Origin of the sequence: Pseudomonas sp. W2Aug9, assembly GCF_023127755.1 — a bacterium.
In the GTDB taxonomy this organism is placed as follows: Bacteria; Pseudomonadota; Gammaproteobacteria; order Pseudomonadales; family Pseudomonadaceae; genus Aquipseudomonas; species Aquipseudomonas synxantha_A.
In genome coordinates this window covers 151,622-166,300 of record NZ_SPKL01000036.1, presented here as the reverse complement: position 1 = coordinate 166,300, position 14,679 = coordinate 151,622, and the positions used below count along the sequence as shown (strand labels likewise).

General features: G+C 60.9%; 12 protein-coding genes. 5 read left to right on the top strand and 7 right to left on the bottom strand.

Features of this window, described 5'->3' with window-relative positions; all coding sequences use genetic code 11:
* Nucleotides 1-39: 39 nt before the first annotated feature.
* The 5 genes from E3O56_RS24250 to E3O56_RS24230 all read right to left on the bottom strand — a co-directional run bounded on the left by E3O56_RS24250 (nucleotide 40) and on the right by E3O56_RS24230 (nucleotide 4,574).
* Nucleotides 40-483, bottom strand: a complete 444-nt coding sequence (locus E3O56_RS24250; protein WP_032877080.1) for a hotdog fold thioesterase — start codon at nucleotides 481-483, stop codon at nucleotides 40-42.
* Nucleotides 484-513: 30 nt separating this feature from the next.
* Complete coding sequence (locus E3O56_RS24245) at nucleotides 514-2,163, bottom strand: AMP-binding protein (protein ID WP_103735084.1); 1,650 nt, start codon at nucleotides 2,161-2,163, stop codon at nucleotides 514-516.
* Between the two features lie 575 nt (nucleotides 2,164-2,738).
* Complete coding sequence (gene sixA / locus E3O56_RS24240; RefSeq protein ID WP_032877082.1) at nucleotides 2,739-3,194, bottom strand: phosphohistidine phosphatase SixA; 456 nt, start codon at nucleotides 3,192-3,194, stop codon at nucleotides 2,739-2,741.
* The gene (locus tag E3O56_RS24235; RefSeq protein ID WP_032877083.1) at nucleotides 3,191-3,538 is read right to left on the bottom strand and encodes a DUF4389 domain-containing protein; all 348 of its coding nucleotides are present in this window, start codon (nucleotides 3,536-3,538) and stop codon (nucleotides 3,191-3,193) included. Before E3O56_RS24235 ends, sixA begins: the two co-directional genes overlap by 4 nt.
* A 10-nt stretch (nucleotides 3,539-3,548) precedes the next feature.
* Entirely contained in the window at nucleotides 3,549-4,574 is a 1,026-nt protein-coding gene (locus tag E3O56_RS24230; protein ID WP_005786614.1) for an NAD(P)H-dependent glycerol-3-phosphate dehydrogenase, read from the bottom strand.
* 195 nt (nucleotides 4,575-4,769) lie between these two features.
* Between E3O56_RS24230 and E3O56_RS24225 the strand changes: the two genes are divergently transcribed.
* From E3O56_RS24225 to fabB, 5 genes are all read left to right on the top strand, one after another.
* Nucleotides 4,770-6,893: a TonB-dependent receptor gene (locus E3O56_RS24225; protein ID WP_348984346.1), complete on the top strand. Its 2,124-nt coding sequence runs from the start codon at nucleotides 4,770-4,772 to the stop codon at nucleotides 6,891-6,893.
* Between the two features lies 1 nt (nucleotide 6,894).
* Nucleotides 6,895-7,824 carry an ABC transporter substrate-binding protein gene (locus E3O56_RS24220; protein ID WP_078820727.1) on the top strand — a complete coding sequence of 310 codons (930 nt, stop codon included), beginning with the start codon at nucleotides 6,895-6,897 and terminating at the stop codon, nucleotides 7,822-7,824.
* Nucleotides 7,821-9,722 (top strand): ATP-binding protein, encoded by a 1,902-nt coding sequence (locus tag E3O56_RS24215; RefSeq protein WP_032877085.1) that lies wholly within the window; start codon nucleotides 7,821-7,823, stop codon nucleotides 9,720-9,722. Before E3O56_RS24220 ends, E3O56_RS24215 begins: the two co-directional genes overlap by 4 nt.
* 249 nt (nucleotides 9,723-9,971) lie before the next feature.
* Nucleotides 9,972-10,487, top strand: coding sequence for a 3-hydroxyacyl-[acyl-carrier-protein] dehydratase FabA (gene fabA, locus E3O56_RS24210; RefSeq protein ID WP_003210552.1), 516 nt, complete (start codon nucleotides 9,972-9,974; stop codon nucleotides 10,485-10,487).
* A gap of 11 nt (nucleotides 10,488-10,498) precedes the next feature.
* Nucleotides 10,499-11,719, top strand: coding sequence for a beta-ketoacyl-ACP synthase I (gene fabB, locus E3O56_RS24205; protein ID WP_005786601.1), 1,221 nt, complete (start codon nucleotides 10,499-10,501; stop codon nucleotides 11,717-11,719).
* Nucleotides 11,720-11,906: 187 nt separating this feature from the next.
* On the opposite strand, the gene E3O56_RS24200 is transcribed toward fabB, so the two are convergent.
* Together E3O56_RS24200 and E3O56_RS24195 are read right to left on the bottom strand one after the other, a co-directional pair.
* Complete coding sequence (locus tag E3O56_RS24200; RefSeq protein ID WP_248129100.1) at nucleotides 11,907-13,532, bottom strand: methyl-accepting chemotaxis protein; 1,626 nt, start codon at nucleotides 13,530-13,532, stop codon at nucleotides 11,907-11,909.
* A 97-nt stretch (nucleotides 13,533-13,629) separates the two neighbouring features.
* Nucleotides 13,630-14,652: an amidohydrolase family protein gene (locus tag E3O56_RS24195; protein WP_148852275.1), complete on the bottom strand. Its 1,023-nt coding sequence runs from the start codon at nucleotides 14,650-14,652 to the stop codon at nucleotides 13,630-13,632.
* Nucleotides 14,653-14,679: the final 27 nt, after the last annotated feature.

Genomic DNA, 14,679 nt, shown 5'->3' with positions numbered 1-14,679 from the left:
TGACTGTAACTGCCAGGAATGATGACACTCACGCCACGCCTATCGTGCCGGCGGGTTTTCGCCCAGCGGCACCACGGCCATGGTCAGGCGCGAGACGCAACTGGCCTTGCCATCATCGCTGCTCAGGCGGATATCCCATACCTGTGTAGTGCGCCCGATATGAATGGCCTTGGCCACCGCCGTCACCCGCCCGCTGCGCACGCCACGCAGGTGGTTGGCATTGACCTCAAGGCCCACGCAATAAAACTTGCTGGCGTCGATGCACAGGTAAGCAGCCATGGAGCCGACGCTCTCGGCCAACACCACCGAGGCGCCACCATGCAGCAGGCCGTAGGGCTGATGGGTGCGGTGATCGACCGCCATGCTGGCAGTGAGGGAGTGCTCGTCGAAGCTTTCGAAACGAATATCGAGCAACTCACCGATGGTGTTTTTCTGGATCGCGTTGAGTTGTTCGATATTCGGTTGGGTGCGCCACAGGCTCATAGGGTTGTCCTTGTTGGTTTTATTACGATCCTAATCCTGCCACAGAACGGTTTCAGCGCGCTCGCTCCAAGTGTGCAAATGTGGCCCGTACGTCGACTCGATCACGTTGCGCTTGATCTTCAAGGTCGGCGTGAGAAAGCCGTTTTCCACCGCCCAGTTGTCTTTCACCACCACCAATTGGCGCAAGCGCTCATGTTTATCCAGCCCGGCGTTGACCTGTGCCAGCCAGTGGTCAAGGTGGGTTTCAAGCGTTTGGCGGGCTTGGCCCTGTGCCGACAACACGCATAGCCCGATCGGTGCGCCAAGCCCCTCGCCGACTACACACACCTGTTCGATGCGTGCATGTTCGGCCAGGCGATTTTCAATCGGCGCCGGGGCCACGTATTTGCCTTTGCTGGTCTTGAAAATCTCCTTGAGGCGCCCGGTCAAGCGCAGACGGCCGTCTGCGTCCTGCTCACCCTTGTCGCCGGTACGCAGGAAGCCATCTTCGGTAAGGGTCTCAGCGGTTTTTTGCGGGTCCTTGAAGTAGCCCAGCATGGTCGCGCCGCTGCGTACCTGCACTTCGCCTGATGGGTCGATGCGCACTTCTACGCCTGGGCAGGGCAGGCCAATCCAACCCAGCATCTGTGCACCGGGGCGGCATACATGGGAATAGCCGCAGTTTTCGCTCATGCCGTACACCTCCAGCACGTCCAGGCCAAGGCGCTGATACCAACCCAGCAACGCCTCGGGCACGGGTGCCGCACCGGACAGGGCAATACGCAGTGCATCCAGCCCCAGTCCCGCGAGCACTTTATGACCGACGCGCTTGCCGATAAAAGGCAGGCGTAACAGGGTGTCGAGGCGTTTTTCCGGGATCTTGGCGTAGACACCCAACTGGAACCTGGTCCAGATACGTGGCACGCCAAACAAGGCCGTCGGCCGTGCCCTGCGCAAATCTTGCAGGAAGGTATCCAGGTTTTGCGCAAAAAATACGGTTTGCCCGGTGTAGATCGCCGCCATTTCCACAAACATGCGTTCGGCGACGTGGCACAGCGGCAGGTAGGACAGCAACCGATCGCCCTCCCCCAGGCCGAACAACTCGGTGCCGCGGGTGGCAGCGAAGCCCAGTGCCCCGAACGTTTGCATCACACCCTTCGGCAAACCGGTCGTCCCGGAGGTGTAGACGATGGTGGCCAGTGTCGAGCCAAGGGGTTCGGGGTGGTCCTGGATCGGTGAGCAGGCTTGCAGGTCCGCCCAGCTGAAATCGAACGTCCCCGCCGGGCACAGCGGCAGGCTAATGGTTGGCACACCCGCTGGCACACCCGGCGCCATTGCCGGCCAGTCATCGAGCTTGCCGATCAACGCCAACGCCGCCTCGGAATGGGTCAGCACATGGGCGACAGAGTCAGCGGTGAGGTTGGGATAAAGCGGCACCGAAACGTGCCCGGCCATCCAGATCGCCAGATCGGCGATGATCCAGTGTGCGCAGTTTTTCGAGATCAGGGCGATGTGCGAACCTTGGGGCAAGTCACGTGCACGCAACCAGTGGGCAGCGCACCGGGCCTGGTGGCCGACATCGCCCCAGGTGAGGGTCTGCACCTCGCCACCGTCAATGGGCTGCACCAGAAAAACCTTACGCGGGTGCCGCGCTTCACGCTCGAAGAAGACCTGCAACGGCAAACGAAAAGCGACAGGCATGGGACGCGCTCCTTTGTGATCCGAGATACAGCCAACCAAGCACTTGCTTGGCTGACTGTATAGCACACACAAAGCCAACCATTTCTCAGGGAACACAGAACAGCCAACCGTAACCACGATGCGAAGCGAGCCGCTCTTGATCTTGATCTGCTCTTGATCTCAGGCGCCCCGTCAAACCACGCTGGCCGGAATTCGACAGGGATTTGGGGGGTAAACCGGCAGGGATGCCGGTTTAGCCGCCCCGCGCCATGGATGGCGCGTGGCGGCGGCCCCCCAAATCCATGGCGGATTACGGGCACACCGAGCCTAAGCGAGGTGCCGAGTGGTGGGGCAAGAGCGCTTTGGTTACTTTCGCGCTTTTCGAAAGTGACCCGCTGTAAGAGCGGAACCAATATCAGCCGTTACCGCAGCAATGGATATGTACTCGATTTGATCCAACATCCTGGCCGGCCCTCAGGCCGCCATCGGGGGCAAGCCCCCTCCCACATTTGGACCCCAGCACATCAGATATCGATTCGGCGACTTACAGGTCGTCACGGGAGCAAGCTCCCTCGCCACAGGCCCAGCCTCGCCCCTTATGCCTCGGGATTCTTCACCCCCACCAGACTCATCAAACCCGCCAGCGGAAAATCCCCCTCAAGCTCCGCCAGGCTGGCCGTATACATCGGCTGTGGCTGGCGCTGATGCCCATGCTGCAAAAAGCTGATCAAACTGCCCACCAAAGGCTGATGGCTGACCAGCAACACGTTGTCATCAGTATCAAGCTCCCTCAGCACCTGCTGAACATCACCATCAGGCGTCAGCCACGGCACCGTGCGCACATCCGGCTCGAACCCCAAAACTCCGCGCACCAATTGAGCCGTCTGCTGCGCCCGCACATAAGGGCTGGCGATGATGGCACTGAGAGGCTGCCCGATCAGGTGCGCAGCGCTGAGCAATACTTCGGCACGGCCATGCTCGGTAAGATTGCGTTCAGCGTCCGTGCGGGCGTGCACCTGGGCCTCCCCGTGGCGCAAAACCCACAACTTCATAGCTTTGGCTCTTCATCACGCACCGGGTGCGGTGCTGGCGGCACGCTGTGGGCGGCTTCGCCTTCGGGTGCACGCGGGGCTGGCCAATCGGCAAACGGCCAAGGCTTTTGGTCGGTGTGGAAGCTACCGAAGCGGCCGATCTGCGCCAGGAACTGGCTGAGGCTATCGCCAAAATTCATCAGGCCCAGGTTCGGCGCACCGTAGACAAGCCGGTAAATCAATTGCACCACCACCAACGCGCCGAGCAGCAATTGCGCCACCTGCCACACCAGCGCAAACGCCAGCATCCACAGAATGCGCAAGGCAATCGACTCATATTTGGGGGCTGCTTTCGGATCGTTCATGGCGCGTTCCTCAGTTGAAACCACTGGTAGAAATAAAGTCGACATCGGTCTTGGGCTCGGCCCGCATCAGCAACTCGATGACCTGCTCCAAGGTGCGCCCTTCGAACAGGATCGCGTGCAAACCGGCGACCAGCGGCATATACACCCCCACTTCCTGGGCCTTGGCCTTCAATACCTTGAGGGTGTTGACCCCTTCGGCCACTTCACCCAGACGCGTCACAGCGTCTTCCAGGCTCAGCCCTTGGCCCAGGGCAAAACCTACCTGATAGTTGCGGCTTTTGGGCGATGAGCAGGTGACGATCAAGTCACCCACGCCCGCAAGGCCCAGGAACGTCATCGGGTTGGCACCCTGGTTCACCGCAAAGCGGGTCATCTCGGCCAGCGCACGGGTGATCAGCATACTCTTGGTGTTTTCACCCATGCCCAAGGCGACGGCCATGCCGGCAATGATCGCGTAGACGTTTTTCAACGCCCCGCCCAACTCGACACCAAAGCGATCGGCGCTGGCGTAGACCCGGAAGGTGCGGCCATGCAGCACGGCCTGTACCTGCTCACACAAGGCGTCGTCTTCACTGGCAACCACCGTGGCGGTCAAGGCGTGTTCGGCCACCTCCCGCGCCAGGTTCGGGCCGGACAGCACGCCAATGCGGGCCAGTGGGGCAATCTCGGTGAGGATTTCACTCATCAGTTTGAAGGTCTGGGCCTCAATGCCTTTGGTCAGGCTGACCAGCAACTTGCCTGCCAGGCGCTCGGCGTGCGGCGCCAGCACTGAGCGCAACGCACTGGAGGGCAGCGCGACGAAGCACAGGTCGCAAGCAGTGAGCGTTTCCAGCAGGTCGGTAACCGGTTCGACAGCTGGATGAATCTTGATGCCTTTAAGGTAACGGGGGTTTTCCCGGTGCACGCGAATGGCTTCAGCCTGCTCGGGGTCGCGCATCCACTGACGCACGGCATGGCCGTTCTCGGCCAGCAGGTTAGCCACGGCGGTGCCAAAACTTCCGCCTCCCAGGACCGCAATAGGGCGCTGTTGAGTCATATGCAATCCGTTAATCCATACCAATGGCGATGGCGGCATTATACGGGCCGCCCGGCTTGCGGCCAGCCCCCGTATCAATTCGCGCACTTGTCGGAAAATGCCACGTTTGTACGAAGTAATTGCAAGTCCGACGACTGGCAAATAGCCCCACCTCAGTTAACATGGGCGGCTATCCGTCATTAACAAGGCCGTGCCGTGTACCTGGGCCCTCCTCCTCGCTCATCTCTATGGTTGATGCTGTTGTGCAGCGTACCTGCCCTGGCTGACGATCTGTTTCTCGACAGCCAGCCGCTGCCGCAGGTGTTGACCGCCACGCGCCTCAAGCAATCGGCCGCCGCCGTGCCCGGCAGCATGACGGTGATCGACAGTGAGCTGATCAAGGCCAGCGGCGCCCGGGACATCGCCGAACTGCTGCGCCTGGTGCCCGGGATGATGGTCGGCTATACCACCGGCAACCAGGCGTCGGTCAACTACCACGGCACCAGCGCCAGTGATGCGCGGCGGATGCAGGTGCTGATCGACGGGCGTTCGGTGTACCGCGCCGGCCTGGCCACGGTGGACTGGAGCGATATCCCGGTGGCCATGGAAGATATCGAACGCATTGAGGTATTTCGCGGCCCCAATACCGTCAGCTACGGCGCCAATGCACTGATGGCGGTGGTCAATATCCTCACCCGTTCCCCCGCCAACAGCCAGGGCTCGCGGGTGAAGGTCACCCGCGGCGAACGGGGGATCAACGACTTCTATGCCAGCCAGGGCGTGGGCTGGGAAACCGGCGATTTGCGCTTATCCCTGTCCGGGCAACAGGACGACGGTTTTGACAGCGACGCGGTCGGCGCCGACCGCCGTGACGGTCGCCGTCTCAACCGTTTCAGCCTGGCAGTGAGCCAGACGCTGAACGCGCAACAAAGTATCGACTGGCAACTCAATGCCAAGGAAGGCACCAATCAGCGCCCTTATACCTACACCCCGGTGTTTGACGGGATCAGCGAAGGCGGCAGCAATTCCGATGTTGTCGCCAAGGACTACGCTGGCTCTTTGCGCTGGAATTTCGACTTCAATCCCGATCACAGTCTGTATATCCAGGGTTCAGCCCAGCAATGGGACCGCCGACAGGTCTGGAAAGCCTGTGATGCCAAGGTCTCGTTCAGCCCGCAGCTGACCCAGTTGTGGCAACTGAACCCCAACTATGCCGAACTGTTGGCGCGGCACATGGACGCCTACAGCCAAGGCTCTCCACCCCCGGGAAGCGCCGCCGAGCAGGCATTGGCCAACCAGGTGCTGGATCAATGGAAGAACCACGGCGGCAAGGACACCGTCTGCGGCGATATCGACCAAAGCACCCGCGAAAGCCGCTACGACGTGGAGATCCAGGACACCTTGAGCCTATCCGACAGCTTGCGCCTGGTCAGCGGCATCAACTATCGCTATGACCGCGCCGACTCGGACACCTACTTCAATGGAACCCTGGACGACACCACCTGGCGCCTGTTCGGGCACCTGGAATGGCGGGCCAGCGAACACTGGCTGCTGCAGGGTGGCGCCATGTACGAAGACAGTCACCTGAGCGGCGACTCACTGACGCCGCGTGTGGCGGTCAATTACCTGATCAACCCGCGTCACGGGTTGCGGGCGGTTTACTCCGAGGCGATCCGCTCGCCGGACATGTTCGAGAACAACGTCAATTGGAGCTACCGCGTCAACAACCTCAGCTCCCCGGCCTACGGACAAAACTCCGGGCAATATTTTGTCGTGACGCGCGGCCCTGGCGACCTCGACAAAGAGTTGATGCGCTCCCGAGAACTGGGCTACAACGGGTTCTTTGCCGACCTGGGGCTGAATGTCGACGTGAAGCTGTTCTATGACGAAATCACCGACATGATCAGCTCGCCGCTGCGCAACAACCAATACATCGCCAGCAACGCCAACAGCTCGCGCTTTACCGGTGCCGAATCACAGTTCGACTGGCGCATGAGCAACACCGACCGCCTGCGCCTGACCTACGCCTATGTCGACGCTACTTCCAGCAACCCACGGGACAAGGCGCAAACCGCGCGCAACAGCGGCTCGGCCGGTTGGCTGCGCGAGTGGGGCCAGGGGTGGTCCAGCGCCCTGTTCTACTATGGCGACGACGCTCTTAACCAGTATCGCTTCCAACGGGTCGACCTGCGGGTAGCCAAACGCATTGCCGTGGGCAAAACCAATGTGGAGCTGGCCGGCATGTTGCAGCAACGCCTTGATGACCAGCCCACCACCTGGGCCGACAATAATTACGACCATCGTCACGTTCTCTACTTCAGCGCCGAGCTGGACTTCTGACATGGCCGATCAGTCACGGATGACCCTCTTGCTGCTTTCACGATTGTGGCGCCGTGGCGTGCTGCTCGCGTGCCTGCTGCTGGCGGTGCCGGCGTGGAGTGCCGATATCCTGCTGACGGCTGCCGAAGACGGCGCCGGGGTGCAAGCCTTCACCCAGGCCCTTGCCCAGCAGCGCCCCGACGACCGGGTCAGCTTCACCCCGCTCAAGGACTTGCCGACACCGAGCCAGTTGCCCGCCGGCACTCGCTTGATCCTCCTGGACCTGCCCAGCCTCGATTGGCGCCTGCTGGATACCCAGGGACCGCCGACCCTGGTGCTGCGCATCAGCCGCCTGCAGGCGCGGCAACGCCTGGGTAATACGCACCCGGCCAAAATCAGCCTGCTATGGAGCGACCCGCCGCTGGAGCGTCAGTTGCGCCTGATCGCCGACACCCTGCCGCAGGCACGACGCATCGGTGTGCTTTACGGTGCCGACAGTGAATTCCTGCTGCGCGAGCTGATCCGGTTTGCCACCCCCCTGGGCCTGGAAATCGTGCCTCAGCTCTGGGACAACACCAGTGACAGCCGCCCGCTGCAAACCCTGTTCAAGAACAGCGATGTGCTGCTCGGCCTTGACGACCCGCAACTGTACAACCCCAAAACGGTGAAGAACCTGTTGCTGAGCAGCTACGCCCAGCAACTGCCCCTGATAGGGCCCAATGCCGGGTTTGTCCGGGCCGGCAGCCTGGCCAGCACCTACAGCGATCAGCCCGACTGGCTTGCCGTGCTCGACCGCCTGCTGGATCACCCGCCGGCCAATTGGCCGCATACGTTGTACCCGCAACACTTCAAAGTCGTGGGCAACCCGCAAGTCGCGCGCTCACTGGGCATCGAACAGGTTGATGAAACCGCCGTCGCCGCCCGCTTGGCCGAAGGAGAGAAACGCCCATGACCTTGCGTCGCCGTTGGGATATCAACACCCGCACCCAGCTCATTACCCTGGGCCCCGCGTTATTGTTGACCCTGCTGTTGATCAGCTTCTTTACCTTCGTACGGATCCAGGATTTGCGCCAGGAGCTGGACCACACCGGCCAATTGATCGCCAACCAACTGGCGCCTGCGACTGAGTATGGAGTGATTTCCGGCAACAACGATGTGCTTGAAGCGCTGCTGCGTGCGACCTTGGCCACGCCTCACGTGCGCTTCCTGGAAATTCAGAACAGCGCCGAAAACATTCTGGTGTATGTCGAGCAGCCGTCGGAAAGACATGACCGCTCGCTGTCCGTGAAAGTGTTCCAGGCGCCAATCCGCCTGCAACACATCCAGCTCAACAATGACTTTTTTCAGGACAACCTCAACGAACCCAAGGCACCCCGAGCCGACTACCTGGGGCGGGTGATTGTCGGCATGTCCAATGACGCGTTCAGCCAGCGCCAGCAGGAAATCCTGTTCAAGGCCGGGATCCTGGCGCTGTTCGCCTTGCTGTTTACCTTCCTGCTGGCACGACGCCTGGCGGCAAGCCTGTCGCAACCAATAAGCGCGATGGGCCATGCGGTCAAGGCTATCCAGCAAGGCGATTACAAAACCCCGCTACCGATTGTCGATGACTCGGAGCTGGGTGACCTTTCGCGGCATATCAACAACCTGGCCGAAGGCCTGAACCAGGCCAGTCGCGAGCAGCAACAAGCCATGGCCCAGTTGATCCAGACCCGCGAGGAGGCCGAGCGCGCGAACAATGCCAAATCGGATTTCCTGGCGATGATGAGCCATGAACTGCGCACGCCCATGAACGGCGTGCTGGGCATGTTGCAACTGCTGGAAACCACCGACATGACTGCCGAACAGACCGAGTACGCGGCGCTGGCCTCCGAGTCCACCGAGCACCTGCTCAAGGTGATCAACGACATCCTCGACTTCTCACGCATTGAGCGCGCCGCCCTGGAACTGGAACATATCGCGTTCAACCTTGCCGACCTGATCAACAGTTGCGCCCAAGCCTTCCAGCACAGTGCCCAGCAACGCGGGCTGAGCCTGGAGCTGCCGATTCCTGCGGGCATGGAGGCCCTACGGGTGCGAGGCGATCCGACGCGGATCCGGCAGATCCTGGTAAACCTGATCGGTAATGCGTTGAAATTTACCGAACGCGGCAGCGTGACCGTCGAGCCCCATTGGCAAACCCTGGACCACGAACTGGTGTGGTTCACCTGCACCGTGCGCGACAGCGGTATCGGTATTTGCGCCGAACGCCTGGAGCTGATGTTCGATGCGTTCCAGCAGGCCGACAGCTCCATTTCCAGACGCTACGGCGGGACTGGCCTGGGCTTGCCCATCGCCCGCACCCTGGCCGAACGCATGGGTGGCACCTTGCGGGCCCAAAGCGAAGAAGGCCGGGGCTCGGTGTTTACCCTGGAAATCCCGCTGGCCATCGATCAGCAACAAGTACAGGCCATTACGCCCGACGCCCTCGGCAAGGCCAGTGCCGGCGACGGACGCCACGTATTGCTGGTGGAAGACAACCCGGTCAACCGTACCGTGGTCGAAGCAATGCTGCGCAGCCTGGGCTTTGAAGTCAGCCTGGCCACCGACGGCGCCGAGGCGATCCGCAGCGCCGAGAGCCTGATCTTCACTGCTATCCTGATGGATTGCCGGCTGCCATTGATCGACGGCTACGAAGCTACTCGCCAGATTCGCCAACTGCCTGGCTGCGCCGATCTGCCGATCATCGCCCTGACGGCCAATGCCTTGCAGGGCGACCGCGAAGCCTGTCTGGCAGCCGGAATGAACGATTACCTGGCCAAGCCGTTCAAACGCACGGATTTGCAGCAAATCCTGCAACGCTGGGTGCAATAGCGCCGCGCCATTAACCAACTGCGACTGGCGTGAAAGACGAAAGTGCGGCAGTCTTAGGCACCCGAACGGGCCGATAAACAGGCCCGGTTTAAAATTTCAGTGAACAAGTGTACATTGAGTGCCTTGCCGCTGTGACTTTCACTACAACGCAATAGTCTATGTGTAGGCTGCCGCTATGAGGCATGAACGCTTCATTCGGTTCGGGAAGATTTGCCCAACCCAGCCGCATGGGATTATTGAGGAGCTCGCATGACCAAACAAAACGCCTTTACTCGGGAAGACCTGCTGCGCTGCAGTCGCGGTGAGCTGTTCGGCCCAGGTAACGCGCAACTGCCCGCCCCGAACATGCTGATGGTGGATCGCATCACCCATATCAGCGAAGAAGGTGGCAAGTACGGCAAAGGTGAATTGGTCGCCGAGCTGGATATCACCCCGGACCTCTGGTTCTTCGCCTGCCACTTCGAAGGCGACCCTGTGATGCCAGGCTGCCTGGGCCTCGACGCCATGTGGCAACTGGTCGGCTTCTACCTGGGCTGGCAAGGCCTGCCGGGCCGCGGTCGCGCCCTGGGTTCGGGCGAAGTGAAGTTCTTTGGCCAAGTCCTGCCGACCGCCAAGAAAGTCACCTACAACATTCAAATCAAGCGCGTCCTCAAGGGCAAGCTGAACCTGGCCATCGCCGACGGTTCGGTGACTGTCGACGGTCGCGAGATCTATACTGCCGAAGGCCTTCGGGTCGGCGTATTCACTTCCACTGACAACTTTTAAGGGTTATCCGCATGCGCCGCGTCGTTATCACTGGTCTGGGCATCGTTTCTTGCCTGGGCAATGACAAAGAGACCGTCACCGCTAACCTGCGTGCAAGTCGCCCTGGCATCCGCTTCAACCCGGAATATGCCGAAATGGGTCTGCGTAGCCAGGTTTCCGGCTCCATCGACCTGCCCCTCGAAGAACTGATCGATCGCAAGATCTATCGCTTCGTCGGCCACGCTGCCGCCTACGCCTACCTGGCCATGAAAGACGCGATCGCCGATTCGGGCCTGAGCGAAGACCAGGTTTCGAACGTACGCACCGGCCTGATTGCCGGCTCCGGCGGCGCATCGACCCTCAACCAGATGGAAGCGCTGGATATCCTGCGCGAAAAAGGCGTGAAGCGCGTTGGCCCGTACCGTGTAACGCGGACCATGGGCAGCACCGTTTCCGCCTGCCTGGCGACGCCGTTCGCCATCAAGGGCGTGAACTACTCGATCTCCTCCGCGTGCGCCACCAGCGCCCACTGCATCGGGACTGCCGTTGAGCAGATCCAGCTGGGCAAGCAGGACATCGTATTCGCCGGCGGCGGTGAAGAAGAACATTGGAGCCAGTCGTTCCTGTTCGACGCCATGGGCGCACTGTCCACCCAGTACAACGAAACCCCAGAGAAAGCCTCTCGCGCCTACGACGCCAAGCGTGACGGTTTCGTCATCGCCGGCGGTGGCGGCATGGTCGTGGTTGAAGAGCTGGAACACGCTCTGGCCCGCGGCGCCAAGATCTACGCGGAAATCGTCGGCTACGGCGCGACGTCCGACGGCTACGACATGGTTGCCCCAAGCGGCGAAGGCGCGATCCGCTGCATGCAGATGGCCATGTCCACCGTTGATACCCCAATCGACTACCTGAACACCCACGGCACCTCGACTCCGGTCGGCGACGCCAAGGAAATGGAAGGCGTGCGCGCGGTATTCGGCGACAAGGCTCCGGCCATCAGCTCTACCAAGAGCCTGTCGGGTCACTCCCTGGGCGCCGCCGGCGTTCACGAAGCGATCTACTGCCTGCTGATGATGGAAGGCAACTTCATGGCCGGCTCGGCCAACATCGACGAGCTGGACCCAGCCGTTGCTGATATGCCGATCCTGACCAAGACCCGTGAAGATGCAAAAATCGACACCGTGATGAGCAACAGCTTCGGCTTCGGTGGCACCAATGCCACCCTCGTGCTGAAACGCTGGCAGGGCAAGTAAGCCTCGCAGGTTGATCACATGAAAAAGCCCCGACTGGTTCGGGGCTTTTTTTTGCGCCTTGATTTGAAACCGCGTCGCCTTCATCGCAGGCAAGCCAGCTCCCACCTTCGATCGCGTTCATCCTGAAGGAATGCAGTCCAGTGTGGGAGCTGGCTTGCCTGCGAATGGGTCAACCCGGTTCCCCGCCCTACACCGAAAACCGCGCCACCATCGAATTCAGGTCCACCGCCAACCGCGACAACTCCTGGCTCGCCGCGCTGGTCTGGTTCGCCCCGGCAGACGTCTGGTGCGCCAGGTCGCGGATATTCGTCAAGTTACGATCCACCTCCCGCGCCACTGCTGCCTGCTGCTCCGAAGCACTGGCAATCAACAGGTTGCGCTCGTTGATCAGGGTGAATGCCGAGGCGATCTCTTCCAGCGCCGTGCCGGCAGACTTGGCGATATCCAGCGTAGAACGCGCCCGCGTGTTGCTCTGTTGCATGGAACTGACGGCCTGGTCGGTGCCCTGCTGAATCCCACTGATCATCTGCTCGATTTCCTGGGTCGACTGTTGCGTGCGATGGGCCAAGGCACGCACTTCATCGGCCACTACCGCAAAACCGCGCCCGGCATCCCCGGCTCGCGCCGCTTCAATGGCCGCGTTCAGTGCCAGCAGGTTGGTTTGCTCGGCAATCGAGCGAATCACGTCCAGGACTTTACTGATGCCATAGACCTTTTGCGCCAGCGCCTCGACCTGGGTCACATTGGCGGTCACATCGGTAGCCAGGGCTTCAATCGACACCACCGTCTGCTGCACCTGCTCACGGCCCTGCTGGGCAATGCGGTCAGAATCGCGTGAAGCATGGGACGTGGCCACCGCGTTGCTCGCCACCTCTTCCACCGCCGCCGTCATCTGGTTGACCGCCGTGGCCGCCTGTTCGATCTCCTGGTTCTGCTGATGCAGGCCGCGCGTGGCATCCTCCGTCACGCAACTGAGTTCTTCGGAAGCAGAAGCCAATTGGTTGGACGATTCAGCAATGCGCCGGATAGTATCGCGCAGATTCTCTTGCATGCCCTTGAGAGCCTGCTGCAAACGCGCCGGCTCATCGCTGCCGCTCACGCGGATCTCACCGGTCAGGTCGCCGCTGGCCACGCCCTGAGCTACTTTCAGCGATTGGGCCAGCGGTAGCACGATGCTGCGGGTCAGCCAGACCGCCAGGCCAATGGTGATCAATGCCGTGAGGATGATCATGCCAATCACCCCGGTACGCGACTGACTGAAAACGCTTTGCGCGAGGCTGGCCGCCTGGTTGGCACTGGTTTTATTGAGGGTGACCAGATCGCGCAACGTGACGGCGATTTGATCGGCGAGCTGATTCATCTCACCGTTGGCCACTTTGATCGCTTCATCGAGCCGGTTGGCCTTGGAAAACCCCATGACCTGCTCCTGGAGTTGCAGGTATTGCTGTTCCTGGGCCTTGAAACGATCGAACAGCGTGCGCTCTTCAGGGAGCACGATCAGCCCTTCGTAGAGGGCTTGCGCATGGGGCATGCCATTCTTGAGGTCGGTCAGTTTCTGCTCGTTTTGTGCCAGCGCCTGCGGATCGCGGTTAACCAACAAGCGCAGGGTCAGCGCACGCACGCGCAGCAGGTCCTGATTCATCTCCCCCACCGCCATGACGCTGGGCAACCAGTTGTTCTCTACCTGGTCCGACTGCTGGCGCATATTGGCCATCTGCAACAGGGCAAAGCCGCCCAACGCGAATACCATCAAGGCCAGCACGCCAAAGCCCAAGCCGGCGCGAGGCGCGATATTCAAACTACGGATATTCATGCCTGGATTCCTTCCAAAAAAGTACTGCATCCACCTGCAGTGTGGTCTTGGAAGTTATCGGCACCCTCCGCCATTTATGTAAGACGAAAACGCGATATCAATGCACCTGACCATTGCCAGGCGGCTTGGGCAGGATGGCAAGGAAATTATCCCGCGCCACCTTGTGCGCCACCTCCTCGGGTAATGCATCGAGGAAGGGCTCGAAGCGACGCATCTCCTTACCTAACTTATTGAAACGCCCTACCACGTCAGATCCCAGCATAAAGCGCTCAGGGAAGCGCTCCACCAGCTTCACCCACTCCTGCCGAGGCTGACCCGCCTCATCCAGCAGATAGGGCGTGAGCATGCTCCAGGACAGGTCGATGTACAGATTGGGGTACGCCTCGAGCATACGGTTCAAGGTGGGCAGCAAAAAGTCCATCTGCACCTGATGCCGGTGAATTTCCTTGCTGGTGCCAGCATGGGCCCAGATAAAGCGCGTATGCGGGTGGTTACGCAACGGCTCTTCGACTTCCGCCAGGTACAGTGGGTTACGCTCTCGCTTTGAAGTGATGTTGGAGTGCAGCATCACGGGCAGGTCGTTTTCGGCGGCCAGGTGGTAGATACGCGTCATGGCTTCGTTGTTGGCGCGGGGCGTGTCGCCTGAGGTCAGGGCGGTAAGGTCGTCATGGCGGGTAAACACTTCACCGATACCCTGCCACAGCCCGGGGTTGAGGTCGATCATGCGCTGGATATGGGCAGCGGAGTTCTTGTCGTTGGGGTTGAAGCCGGCCAGAAACGGGTGAAAGTGCTGGCGCTGCTCGGGGGTCAGCTTATTGACCGCTGCCGCGACAATCACATCGGTGGCGCTGTACCAATAGGCATCGGCGTCATCACCAGCGTAGTAGCGGGGGCGCTTGGGCTCGTCTTCGTGCCATTTCTTGGCCACGGGGATGCCGGAAATCATTACATGTTCGATGCGGTTCTCGGACATCGCCTTGAGCAGTTTGTCCATGCCTGCCGTTTCCTGGAAAAAATCCACGTAATGCATGTGCGCGTCACTGTAGGCATAGTCGCGGGCCTGCGCGGCAAGGCTGCTGGCAGCGAGCAACAAGGCAAGACTCAGGCGGGTCCGAAGCACGGTGAAACCTCAATCAGGGCTGATACG